Source organism: Acidovorax sp. KPB24-07 (assembly GCF_057543315.1).
Genome location: NZ_BAAJYS010000004.1, coordinates 62620 through 74157, shown reverse-complemented (window position 1 = coordinate 74157; position 11538 = coordinate 62620). Strand labels below are relative to the sequence as shown.

The window sequence follows — 11538 nt, the reverse complement described above, 5'->3', positions numbered from 1 at the left end:
GGACCTGGCCTCGGTCAAGACCATGGCGGTGCGGCAGGGCGACCATTACGTCGTCAACGGCCAGAAGACCTGGACCACCCAGGGCCAGCACGCCAACATGATCTTCTGCCTGGTGCGCACCCAACGCGAAGCCAAGGCCCAGGCCGGCATCAGCTTCCTGCTGGTAGACATGAACAGTCCCGGCGTGGAGTTGCGCCCTATCCGCACACTGGACGGCGATCACGAGGTCAACGAAGTCTTCTTCACCGACGTGAAGGTGCCCGTGGATAACCTGGTGGGCGAGGAGAACAAGGGTTGGACCTATGCCAAGTACCTGTTGACCTATGAGCGCACGGGCATCGCGGGCGTGGGTTTTTGCATCTCGGCCCTGGCCAAGCTCAAGATCATCGCTGCCAAGGTGCAAAAGAACGGCAGGCCCATCGACCAAGACCCGCTGTTCGCCGCGCGCATGGCCCGCGTCGAGATCGACCTGGAGAACATGAAGACCACCAACCTGCGTGTGATTGCCGCCGTGGCCGGCGGCGGGGTGCCGGGCGCGGAAAGCTCCATGCTCAAGATCCGCGGCACCGAGATCCGCCAGGAGATCCTCTCGCTGATCCGCCGCGCCATGGGCCCTTATGCCGCCCCTTTCATCGAGGACGCGCAGTACGAGGGCTACACGCAAGCGCCGGTGGGCCCGCAGGAGGCTGCAACGGCCGCCGCCAACTACTTCAACTACCGCAAGCTGTCGATCTTCGGCGGCTCCAATGAAATCCAGAAGAACATCATCTCCAAGATGATTCTCGGCCTGTAGCCATGCAAGACCCCTTGAGTCGTTTAGCGCCTGCCCCTTGCGAGGAGACGAACTGCGCGGTGGCCGCTTTCGGGTCCCATGGATTGAGAAAGAGTTTCCTATGAACTTCGTACACACCGAAGACCGCCGCATGCTGGCGGACAGCCTGAACCGCTTCATCGCCGAGCAGTACGGCATGGAGCGCCGCAACCAGTTCGCCTATGGCGACGAGGGCCACAGCCCCGCCCTTTATGCCCAGTTCGCAGAGCTGGGCGCCATCGGCGCTTTGTTTCCCGAAGCCGCAGGAGGATTTGGCGGCGGAGGTTTCGACATCAGCGTGGTGTTCGAAGCCCTGGGCAAAGGCTTGGTGGCTGAGCCCCTGCTGGGGGCCCTGGTCGTGGGCCAGGCGCTGATCGCGGCGGGCACCGAGGCGCAGAAAGCCAGGGTGCAAGACATTGCCGCCGGTGGAGTGGTCGCTGCTTTGGCCCACGACGAACCCGGCAGCCACTACGAGCTTTCCAATGTCTCGGCGACAGCTGCCAAGACCGCCCAGGGCTGGGTGCTGAACGGTGCCAAGTCGGTGGTGGCATTTGGTGGAAAGGCCGATCTGCTGCTGGTTTCCACACGCACGGCGGGCCGCCCGTTCGACACCGCCGGCATCAGCCTGTTCCTGGTAGATGGCAGTGCGGCTGGCATCGCCAAACGCGGCTACAGCCGGATTGACGGCGGCCGTGCGGCTGAACTGACGTTCACCGATGTGCAGCTTGGCTCCGAAGCGCTAGTGGGCCAGGAAGGGGAGGGCTACGCGCTGCTAGAGCTCGTGCAGGGCTATGCGCTGCTGGCACTGGCGGCCGAAGCCCTGGGTGCCATGGATGTGGCCAAGCAGAGCACTCTGGAGTACCTGCAGACGCGCAAGCAGTTCGGCGTGGCCATCGGCACCTTCCAGGCCCTGCAGCACCGCATGGCCGACCTGTTGCTGGAGGTGGAGCAGATGCGTTCGGCTGTCATCAACGCGGCCGACGCCATCGACAACGCGCGGGGCGGGGCGCGCGAACGCACTTTGTCGGCTGCCAAGTACACCGCAGGCTATGTGGGCGCGCTGGTCGCGGAGGAAAGCATCCAACTGCACTGCGGTATCGGCATGACCTGGGAGTTGCCCCTGTCGCACTACGCCAAGCGCCTGGTGCTGATCGACCATCAGTTCGGCGACGAAGACCACCACCTGGCCCGGTTCATCGCTCTGGGCGCGGCATCCGCTGATTCCTCGAAAGGACGGCCATGACAGAGACCACCCCGCCTTTGCTGCAGCGGCGCGATGGCGCCGTGCTGGTGCTGAGCAACAACAACACGGCTGCGCGCAATGCGCTGTCCCCCGCGTTCTACGCCGCACTGACGCAGGCCTTGGTCGAGGCGCAGGCCGATCCTTCGGTGGGCGCTGTCGTGCTCACAGGAGAGGGCGGCCATTTCTGCGCGGGTGGCGACCTGAGGCAGTTGGCCAAACGGCGTGAGTTGAGCGTCGAACAGCGACGCGAGAAGCTCGAAGGCCTGCACGACCTCATCCGCGCCGTGCGCGACTGCGAGAAGCCCGTGATCGCTGCAGTGGAGGGCGCCGCCGCGGGTGCTGGCCTGTCCCTCGCCCTGGCGTGCGACATGCTGGTGGCGGCGCGCGATGCCGTGTTCTCCGTGGCCTATGTGAAGGTCGGCCTCACTCCCGACGGCGGTGCGACGGCGTTCCTGGCCGAGTTCGTTTCCCGTCAGGTGCTGACCGAGTTGTGCCTGACGGGCGAGCGTCTGTCGGGCGAACGCCTGCATGCCCTGGGTGCGGTCAACCGCCTGGTCGAACCGGGCAAGGCTCTGGCGGGCGCTTTGGCACTGGCCACCAGCGTGGCGGACGGTCCGCAACGGGCGATGGCACGCATCAAGGCCTTGTGCCGTACTGCGCCCCATGCGTCGCTGGAGGAACAGCTGGAAAGTGAAGCCCGCTTCATGGTGATGTCGCAAGCCACCGAAGAGTCCCGCGAAGGCATCGGCGCGTTCCTGGAAAAGCGCACGCCGGACTTCGCACCGCTGCGCGGTGCGGACTGACGCACGCATGCCCACTACGACCAACACAGGAGACAACACCATGACCGCCCCAGACCCGTCACAGGACATCGATTTTCCGCTGGAAGGCGTGCGCGTGCTCGATCTGTCGCGCGTGTTCGCCGGGCCGCTGTGCGGCCAGGTGCTGGCCGATTTCGGCGCCGAGGTCATCAAGGTCGAGCACCCGGGCCGCGGCGATGACACGCGCGACTGGGGCTTGCGCATCGGCCAGACCGAGACCACTTACTACAACAGCATGAACCGCAACAAACGGTCCATCACGCTGGATCTGCAAAGCCCCGAGGGCCTGCAGATCATCCGTGACCTGCTACCGCAGTTCGACGTCGTCATCCACAATTTCAAGACTGGTGGGGCCGAGAAGCTGGGCCTGGGCTACGAGCAGTTGAAGGCGCTGCGGCCTGGCCTGATCTATTGCGCGGTGGCTGGCTACGACAGCAGCGGCCCGGAGGCCAAACGCCCTGGCTACGACCTGGTGATCCAGGGCGAGGCGGGCCTGATGGCGCTCAACGGCGAGGCCACGCAGCCACCGCTGAAATTCGGCGTGGCCGTGGTGGACCTGATGACCGGCATGTACGCCGCGCAGGCCGTGTTGGCGGCGCTGTTTCGCCGGGAGCGCACTGGGCACGGCCGGCTCATCGAAATGGCTTTGTATGACTGCGGCATCATGGTCACAGGCTACTACGGCCTCGACGCCATGCAGCTGGGCCGCGATCCGGAGCGCTACGGCAATGCGCACCCATCCATCGTTCCCTACGGCATGTACGACGCGGCCGATGGTCCGTTGATCATCGCCGTAGGCAACAACGCGCAGTTCGACAAGTTCTGCCGCCAGGTCATCGAGCGGCCCGACATCGTGGAAGACCCGCGCTTTTCCACCAACGTGAACCGGGCCAGGAACCGCGTGGAACTGGGCCCCTTGTTGAAGGCACTGATCCATGCCTTCCCGCGCGATCTGCTGCTGGAGCGCCTCACGGCCGCCGGCATTCCCTGCGGCCGTGTGGCGGGGTTGCATGAGGCGCTGACCAGCGAGAGAACGCGCCGCAGCGGCCTGCTGCGCGACATGCCGCACCCCGTGGTCGGAACCACGCCCGTCTTTGCACCTCCTTACCGCATGGACGGCCAGCGCCTGCCCATCCGCAGCGCGCCGCCCACGCTGGGCGAGGGCACACGCGAGGTGCTGCACCGCCTGCTGTCGATGAGCGACGCCGAACTGCAGCAACTGCAGCAGCGCGGCGTGCTGACCCTGCCGGACGATTCGCCACCGGCCTGAAGGCCTTCCATTTCACCGCCCGGTCCCTTGCGAAAACACCGCATCAGATGGTGCATGGGGCCGTTTTCATCCCTTGACGACGATCGCACTGATCCAGGAGACAACGCTATGGGAATCCAATACAACCGCCGCAACCTGCTTCAGGGGCTGGCGGCGCTGGGGGGCACCAGCTTGCTTGGCCAGGCCGCAGCGCAAACCGCCAAAGCAGCCTGGCCGACCAAGCCCATCCGGCTGATCGTGCCGTTCAACGCCGGGGGGGCGACGGACATCATCGCCCGCACGGTGGGCGAAGCGCTGGCAAAACGCGTGGGCCAGCCCGTGGTGGTGGACAACCGGGGTGGTGCCGCCGGCATCCTGGGTACCGACGTAGTCGCCAAGGCCGCACCCGACGGGCACACCCTGCTGGTATCGCTCAGCACATCGATGCTGATCAACCAGTTTCTGTACACCAAGCTGCCCTACGACCCGCAGAAGGACATCACGCCCATCACCCAGATCGCGGCAGCGCCCGTCACGCTGGTGGTGCACCCGTCGGTGCCCGCGAGCAATATGAAAGAGTTGCTGGCCTACGTGAAGGCCCACAAGGGCAAGCTCTCGTACGGTTCCTGGGGCGTGGGTTCCTACGCGCACCTGGCCGGGGCCTACATGAGCAAGACGATGGACGCCGACATGACCCACGTGGCTTACAAGGGCGAGGCACCCATGATCCAGGAGCTGATCGGCGGCCAGCTGCAGCTGTGCTTCTCCAGTGCGCTGAACACCAAGCCCTTCATCGATGCGGGCCGCCTGAAGGCCATCGGCGTAACGGGCAAGCAGCGCATGGACATTCTGCCCACGCTGCCCTCCATCTACGAGCAAGGGGTGCCGGACGATGCGTATGCCATCTTCGGCTGGGTGGCCATGGGTGCTCCTGCCGGACTACCCAAGGAGATCGTGGACCAGCTCTACGGCCACCTGCGCGAGATCGCCAAGGACCCGAAGGTGCTGGAGCGCACCGTTGGGGCCGGCTTCATGCCCCTGATGAACAGCCCGGAAGCCTTTCGCGAGAACTACCAGCGCGACATGCCTGTCTGGAAGGCTTTGGTCGACGAAGCTGGCGCCAAGCTCGACTGAAACCTGGCGGCCGCAGCTCAGCAACGAGTCAGTGGCTGCCCCTGCAATGACTGACCGATGGATTGACGGGAAACACCATGCCTTTGCCTCACAAAACGTTTCTTGCCTGCACGCGCCGGAACACCCTTCTGGCGCTGGCCGCCGCCCCATGGCTTTTCGGGAGCGCCAGCGCGCAGCAAGCGGCGGCCGTCTGGCCGACCAAGATGATCAAGCTGGTGGTGCCTTTTCCGGCAGGGGGGCCCACGGACACGGCTTCGCGCATCGTCGGGCAGAAGCTGGCCGACCGGTTGAAGCAGTCCGTAGTGGTGGACAACCGTCCGGGTGCCTCGGGCTCCATCGCCGCCTCCCAGGTGGCCAAGGCCGACCCGGATGGCTACACCTTCATGATGCTGGCCACTCCGACCTTGCTGGCCCCGCATCTCTACAAGAAGCTGAGTTACGACACGGTGAAGGATTTCACCCCCGTCGCCACGGTCTATGACCTGCCCATCGTGGTGGTGGTCAACCCGGCGCAGTTGCCGGACGTGACCGACCTGCGCACGCTCATTGCCCACGCCAAGGCGCAGAAGACGCCGCTCAACTACACCAGTTCCGGGACCGGCAGCTTTGGCCATCTCAGCATGGAGTTGCTCAAGCAGATGGGCCATTTCGACATGCAGCATGTGCCCTACAAGGGCGGCGTTCCTGCCATCACCGACACCATCGGCGGCCAGGTGCCCATCATGTATGCCGACCTGGTCGCTGCACTTCCGCATATCCAGGCCGGCAAGCTGCGGGCCATCGCCGTGGGCTCACCCCAGCGCGTCAGCATGCTGCCGGATGTGGCAACCATCGCCGAGCAAGGCTTCAAGGGTTACGACGCCGTGTCCTGGGGCGGACTGCTTGCACCACCCGGTACGCCGAAACTGGTGGTGGACCGGGTGGCGAACGAGGTCAAGCAGATCCTGGCTGAAAAAGAAACGCAAGAGAAGCTGCTGCACGCTGGCGCCATCGCGCGTTTCGAAGACCCCGCGCAGATGGGTAAGCATGTTCAGCAAGACTATGCCAAATGGGGCCAACTGATCCGAGACAAAGGAATTGCGTCGGAGTGATCCGTGCAGCAATCCATCGTCCGCCTCATGGGTGAAGTCCAAGCACCCGTCAGCGAGCGCGTGGCTGGAGTGGTCCGCCGAGCACTCCTTCAACCCATCCTTTAAACACAGGAAAGAACACTGCCATGAAAATTCTGGTCCCTGTCAAGCGCGTGGTGGACTACAACGTGAAGGTCCGGGTGAAGTCGGACAACACGGGTGTGGACATCGCGAACGTGAAGATGAGCATGAACCCCTTTGACGAGATCGCCGTCGAGGAGGCCGTGCGCCTGAAGGAAAAGGGCGTGGTGACCGAAGTCATCGCCGTCTCCTGCGGCGTCGCGCAGTGCCAGGAAACGCTGCGCACCGCGATGGCCATCGGTGCCGACCGTGCCATCCTGGTGGAGACCACCGAAGAGCTGCAGCCCCTGGCCGTGGCCAAGATCCTGAAGGCGCTGGTGGACAAGGAGCAGCCCCAGCTCATCATCCTGGGCAAGCAGGCCATCGACGACGATGCCAACCAGACCGGGCAGATGCTCGCCGCGCTCGCCGACCTGCCGCAGGCCACCTTCGCCTCCAAGGTGGAAGTGAGCGGCGACAAGGTCAACGTCACGCGCGAAGTCGATGGCGGGCTGGAGACCATCTCCCTCACGCTGCCGGCCGTGGTCACCACCGACCTGCGCCTGAACGAGCCGCGCTACGTCACCTTGCCCAACATCATGAAGGCCAAGAAAAAGCAGCTCGATACCGTCAAGCCCGAAGACCTGGGCGTCGATGTCAAGCCGCGCCTGAAGACCCTGAAGGTCTCCGAACCGCCGAAGCGCGCGCCGGCATCAAGGTGCCCGACGTGGCCGCCCTGGTGGACAAGCTCAAGAACGAAGCAAAGGTGATCTGAACATGACAGCCCTCGTAATTGCCGAACACGACAACGCCAGCATCAAGCCCTCCACCCTGAACACCGTCACGGCCGCCGTGGCCTGCGGTGGCGACGTGCACGTGCTGGTGGCGGGCAGCGGCGCCGATGCCGCCGCCCAGGCCGCCGCGCAGATCGCCGGCGTCAGCAAGGTCATCCTGGCCGATGGCGCGAGCCTCAAGGACGGCCTGGCCGAGAACGTCGCCGCCCAGGTGCTGGCCATTGCCAGCCAATACAGCCACATCCTGTTCCCCGCCACCGCGGGCGGCAAGAACGTGGCCCCCCGCGTGGCCGCCAAGCTCGACGTCGCGCAGATCAGCGACATCACGAAGGTCGACAGCCCCGACACCTTCGAGCGCCCCATCTACGCCGGCAACGCCATCGCCACCGTGCAAAGCAGCGATGCGACCAAGGTCATCACCGTGCGCACCACCGGCTTCGATGCCGCGGCCGCCACGGGGGGCTCGGCCGCGGTCGAGAAGCAGGAGGCCGCCGCCGATTCGGGCAAGAGCAGCTTCGTGGGCCGCGAGGTCACCAAGAGCGACCGCCCCGAGCTCACCGCCGCCAAGATCATCGTCTCGGGCGGGCGGGCGCTGGGCAGCAGCGAGAAGTTCAACGAAGTGATGACGCCCCTGGCGGACAAGCTGGGTGCGGCGATCGGCGCGAGCCGCGCGGCGGTGGATGCGGGCTACGCGCCCAACGACCTGCAGGTGGGGCAGACGGGCAAGATCGTGGCGCCGCAGCTGTACATCGCGGCGGGCATCTCGGGCGCGATCCAGCATCTGGCGGGCATGAAGGACTCCAAGGTGATCGTGGCGATCAACAAGGACCCGGAGGCGCCGATCTTCAGCGTGGCCGACTACGGCCTGGAGGCCGACCTGTTCACGGCTGTGCCGGAACTGGTGGACCGGCTCTGACCTATGGACCAGAGCCACACGCCATGCCGTGTGCCGGTCATTTCCCCTGATTCCTGGAGATAGGAGACACACATGCACACATTCCTTCGCCGCCGCCAACTGTTGCTCGCCGCCACGGCGGGTTTCGCCGGAGCGGCTGTCAGCGCGCCGGCCTTGGCCAGCGTCCCCTGGCCGAGCAAGCCGATCCGGATCGTGGTTCCTTACACTGCGGGCGGTTTCACCGACCAGATGGCGCGCTTGCTGCAGGTGGGCTTGCAACAGCGCTTGGGCCAGCCGGTGATCGTGGACAACAAGCCGGGCGCCAACAGCATCATCGGCGTGGACGCCGTGGCCAAGGCCGCGCCGGACGGCTACACCTTCGGCGTGTTCATCGCCGCCTATGCCGCCAACACCACGCTGTATCCCAAGCTGCCGTACGACCCCAAGAAGGATTTGGTGGGCGTGTCGCTGATGGGGGTGTCGCCCCTGGTGGCCGCCGTAGCGATGAATGCGCCCTTCAAGACGACGGCCGAACTGGTGGCCTATGCGCGTTCCAATCCAGGCAAGCTGAGCTTCGCGTCGTCTGGCAACGGATTTGCCGCCCACCTCACCTCCGAGCTGATGCGCCTGATCACCAAGACCGAGATGGTGCACATCCCGTACAAAGGTGCTTCACCTGCGCTGGCAGACCTCATGGGTGGGCAGGTACCGCTGTTCCTGGATCCACCGCCCAACCTGATCCAGCCAGCCAAGGCCGGAAAGATCCGCCTCATCGGGGTGGCCAGCGAAAAGCGCCTTCCTGCCTTGCCCGATGTCCCGACCTTTGCCGAGCAGGGCTACCCTGGCCTGGTGGGCAGTACCTGGGCCGCGATGCTCGCGCCTTCCGGCGTGCCCCGCGAAATCGTGCAGCGCATGTCCGACGAAGTGGCGCGCATCGTCCGCAGCCCCGAAGTGACGCAGCGGCTGGAGCAGACCATGGGGACGTTCGCTGAAGGCTCCACCCCTCAGGAATGCGATGCCTTCATCGCGTCGGAAACGGTCAAATGGGCCAAAGTGATTCAGGAGGCGCGGGTCACGCTGGATTGACGCGGGGGCGAGGGCGGGGCTTCCACCCCGTCGGCGCAGGCAGCACCTGCCGCCGCTCTTCATGAAACTTCGCACTCCGTGATCAGCCACTGGATCTGCGCCATGACCGGGTGGGCATCTGACGAGTGATCTGCTCCAGCAAACGCATGGGCTCCAAAGTACGAGAGTGAAGGCGGTCCTTGCGGTCCTTGTTATCAGTTACTCGGCTTTCGCACCGGACACCCGCACCTGCTCGGCAGCCAATGGCATCTGCTGCTGCACGAAGCTCCAGAATTCATCGACGCCCATCGGCTTGACGGGCAGCGAACCCTGGTCCAGGAACTGCTTTTGCACCTCCGGATTGCGCAGGGCGGTAGCGAGCGCAGCATTGAGCTTGTCCAACGCTGCACGCGGCGTGCCTGCCGGCGCGACCAGTCCGTACCAGGAGTCGGTATGGAACCCCTTCACCCCGGCTTCCTCGAAAGTCGGTACGTCGGGTAGCGCTGGCAGGCGCTGTCGAGCGGCCACCGCGAGCGGGCGCAGCTTGCCCGAGCGGATGAAGGACATTGCGCCCGTCGTCAGAACGAAATCCACGCGGCCAGCCATCAGGTCGGTCATCGCCGGGGCCGTTCCCTTGTAAGGGATGTGGGTCACGTCGGCGCCAGTGATCTTCTTGAAGTTGGCGCCAGCCAGATGCTGACTGGAGCCGACGCCGCCTGATCCGTAATTGAGCTGGCCTGGTCGGGCTTGAGCGGCCTTGAGCAAGTCCGCAACCGAGAGAAACGGCGAATCGGTCGGTACCAGCAGCACGCTCGGAGATGTCGTAATCATGCCGATGGGTGCGAAGTCTTTTATGGGGTCATGGTTGAGTTTCGGGTACAGCGCAGAATTCAGACCGTGCGATGCCACCGTCGCCAGCATGATGTTGCTGCCATCCGGCTTCGCGCGTGCAGCCGCATCGCTGCCGATGTTGCCCCCAGCGCCCCCCTTGTTGTCGATGACGATGGATTGGCCCAATGCCTCGGACATGCGGACGGCCGTGAGCCGTGCCACGTTGTCGGAGGGGCCTCCGGCAGGCCAGCCCACGATCATGGTGATGGGGCCGGCCGATAGAGCGCCCTGGGCCATGGCGTGGATGTGAGGTAGCAGCGCAACCGCCAATGCGAGTGCGGAGAAGCGACGGCGAGTCAGTGTGGTCATGGTGTGCTTTCATCGAGGAGCTTGCAGGCCTGCAGCGAACCCATTGAGTGGTGAGTCCTTCAAGGGTGTTCCGGGAAATGGGGGTGGCGCGTTTGCCTCGGCGGACAAGCGGACTCCACGCTTCACGGTTTGTCTTGCCAGGGCATTTCTGCCCAGAGTTTGCGAAAGTTGGCTTCCGTGGCTTCGAGTTCGGCCGCATAAGCCGCTGGCCCCAGGTATCGCAAAGGTGCGTACATGGCTTCGGCCTGCTGCTTGAACGCAGGGTCCGCGGCGATGGTGGCAATCGCATCAACCAGTTTCTTGCGGATCGCCTCCGGTAAGCCCTTGGGAGCCGCCAGGCCACGCAGCGAGGCCAACTCAATGGCAATCCCTTGCTCTTTGAAGGTCGGCACCTGTGGCGCCAGGGATGAGCGCTCAGCTGACATTTGACCCAGCAGTCGGATCGGGGTGCCCCCCTTCTGATATGCCAGCACCTCCCCGATGTTGATGGCGCCAATCACAATTTGCTGGCCCGTGGCCGCGGCACGCACCTCGCCAGCGCCTTTGTAAGGCACATGCATGAGCTTGGTTCCCGTAGCGCGTTCGAACAGCAGCATCGCCAGGTGGTCATCCGATCCGGTGCCTGTCGTGCCAACAGTCACAGCGCCAGGGTTCGCCTTGGAATAGGCCGCCAGGCCCGCCAGCGAGGTGATGTTGTTTGTGTTGTGTATCGCGAAGCCGCCCGGGTCGTCCACGAGGTTGCCGAGCAGGTCGTACTGGCTCCAGTGGAAACTGCTCTTGCGCTCAATCGGAATGGTCAACACGTTGGGTGTGTTGATAAAGCCGATGGTGTAGCCATCAGGCTTCGCGCGTGCCAGCTCGCCAAAGCCGATGCCGCCTCCCGCGCCAGGACGGTTGAGTACCACGACACTGCCTTCGAGTTGCTTTTCCAGGTGCCGTGCCAGCAACCGGGCGACAAGGTCGGTACCTCCACCAGGACCGTAGGCCACAATCAGCTCGATGGGTTTAGAAGGGTACGGCGCGGCGGGCTGCGCTGCTGAGGGAAGCGCAAATGCAGTAGCGAGCAGTCCGGCGCACAGCGTGCGACGGGTCCATTGTTTGTTCATGCTTGTCTCCGTGATGTTTGCCCGTTTCGG

10 protein-coding genes and 1 pseudogene are annotated in these 11538 nt (G+C 64.7%); 9 read left to right on the top strand and 2 right to left on the bottom strand.

Annotated features, from left to right (window positions below):
- The 9 genes and pseudogenes from AC27IQ_RS01445 to AC27IQ_RS01405 form a co-directional block, all read left to right on the top strand.
- Positions 1-793 (top strand): acyl-CoA dehydrogenase family protein (locus AC27IQ_RS01445; RefSeq protein WP_487087653.1); only part of this gene is annotated, 793 nt, incomplete at its 5' end.
- Positions 794-893: 100 nt separating this feature from the next.
- Positions 894-2054, top strand: coding sequence for an acyl-CoA dehydrogenase family protein (locus AC27IQ_RS01440; protein WP_487087651.1), 1161 nt, complete (start codon positions 894-896; stop codon positions 2052-2054).
- Positions 2051-2857, top strand: a complete 807-nt coding sequence (locus AC27IQ_RS01435) for an oxepin-CoA hydrolase, alternative type (RefSeq protein WP_487087649.1) — start codon at positions 2051-2053, stop codon at positions 2855-2857. The genes AC27IQ_RS01440 and AC27IQ_RS01435 overlap by 4 nt, the downstream gene beginning before the upstream one ends.
- 40 nt (positions 2858-2897) lie before the next feature.
- Entirely contained in the window at positions 2898-4145 is a 1248-nt protein-coding gene (locus AC27IQ_RS01430) for a CaiB/BaiF CoA transferase family protein (protein WP_487087647.1), read from the top strand.
- Positions 4146-4253: 108 nt separating this feature from the next.
- Positions 4254-5258 carry a Bug family tripartite tricarboxylate transporter substrate binding protein gene (locus AC27IQ_RS01425; RefSeq protein WP_487087645.1) on the top strand — a complete coding sequence of 335 codons (1005 nt, stop codon included), beginning with the start codon at positions 4254-4256 and terminating at the stop codon, positions 5256-5258.
- Between the two features lie 77 nt (positions 5259-5335).
- Complete coding sequence (locus AC27IQ_RS01420; RefSeq protein ID WP_284429799.1) at positions 5336-6349, top strand: tripartite tricarboxylate transporter substrate binding protein; 1014 nt, start codon at positions 5336-5338, stop codon at positions 6347-6349.
- A 125-nt stretch (positions 6350-6474) separates the two neighbouring features.
- Positions 6475-7223 (top strand): annotated as a pseudogene (locus AC27IQ_RS01415) (electron transfer flavoprotein subunit beta/FixA family protein).
- A 2-nt stretch (positions 7224-7225) separates the two neighbouring features.
- Positions 7226-8158 carry an electron transfer flavoprotein subunit alpha/FixB family protein gene (locus AC27IQ_RS01410; RefSeq protein ID WP_487087643.1) on the top strand — a complete coding sequence of 311 codons (933 nt, stop codon included), beginning with the start codon at positions 7226-7228 and terminating at the stop codon, positions 8156-8158.
- Positions 8159-8230: 72 nt separating this feature from the next.
- Positions 8231-9223, top strand: coding sequence for a tripartite tricarboxylate transporter substrate binding protein (locus AC27IQ_RS01405; protein ID WP_487087641.1), 993 nt, complete (start codon positions 8231-8233; stop codon positions 9221-9223).
- Between the two features lie 198 nt (positions 9224-9421).
- Here the strand turns inward: AC27IQ_RS01405 and AC27IQ_RS01400 are convergent, their stop codons facing one another.
- Positions 9422-10402 carry a Bug family tripartite tricarboxylate transporter substrate binding protein gene (locus AC27IQ_RS01400; protein WP_487087639.1) on the bottom strand — a complete coding sequence of 327 codons (981 nt, stop codon included), beginning with the start codon at positions 10400-10402 and terminating at the stop codon, positions 9422-9424.
- 122 nt (positions 10403-10524) lie between these two features.
- The gene (locus AC27IQ_RS01395; RefSeq protein WP_317352928.1) at positions 10525-11508 is read right to left on the bottom strand and encodes a Bug family tripartite tricarboxylate transporter substrate binding protein; all 984 of its coding nucleotides are present in this window, start codon (positions 11506-11508) and stop codon (positions 10525-10527) included.
- Positions 11509-11538 lie beyond the last annotated feature (30 nt).

Bases quoted from the DNA above. Each gene is read 5' to 3' on its own strand.
- AC27IQ_RS01410 (WP_487087643.1), top strand. From the start codon at position 7,226: ATGACAGCCCTCGTAATTGCCGAACACGACAACGCCAGCATCAAGCCC.
- AC27IQ_RS01395 (WP_317352928.1), bottom strand. From the start codon at position 11,508: ATGAACAAACAATGGACCCGTCGCACGCTGTGCGCCGGACTGCTCGCT.
- AC27IQ_RS01420 (WP_284429799.1), top strand. From the start codon at position 5,336: ATGCCTTTGCCTCACAAAACGTTTCTTGCCTGCACGCGCCGGAACACC.
- AC27IQ_RS01405 (WP_487087641.1), top strand. From the start codon at position 8,231: ATGCACACATTCCTTCGCCGCCGCCAACTGTTGCTCGCCGCCACGGCG.
- AC27IQ_RS01400 (WP_487087639.1), bottom strand. From the start codon at position 10,402: ATGACCACACTGACTCGCCGTCGCTTCTCCGCACTCGCATTGGCGGTT.
- AC27IQ_RS01430 (WP_487087647.1), top strand. From the start codon at position 2,898: ATGACCGCCCCAGACCCGTCACAGGACATCGATTTTCCGCTGGAAGGC.
- AC27IQ_RS01435 (WP_487087649.1), top strand. From the start codon at position 2,051: ATGACAGAGACCACCCCGCCTTTGCTGCAGCGGCGCGATGGCGCCGTG.
- AC27IQ_RS01425 (WP_487087645.1), top strand. From the start codon at position 4,254: ATGGGAATCCAATACAACCGCCGCAACCTGCTTCAGGGGCTGGCGGCG.
- AC27IQ_RS01440 (WP_487087651.1), top strand. From the start codon at position 894: ATGAACTTCGTACACACCGAAGACCGCCGCATGCTGGCGGACAGCCTG.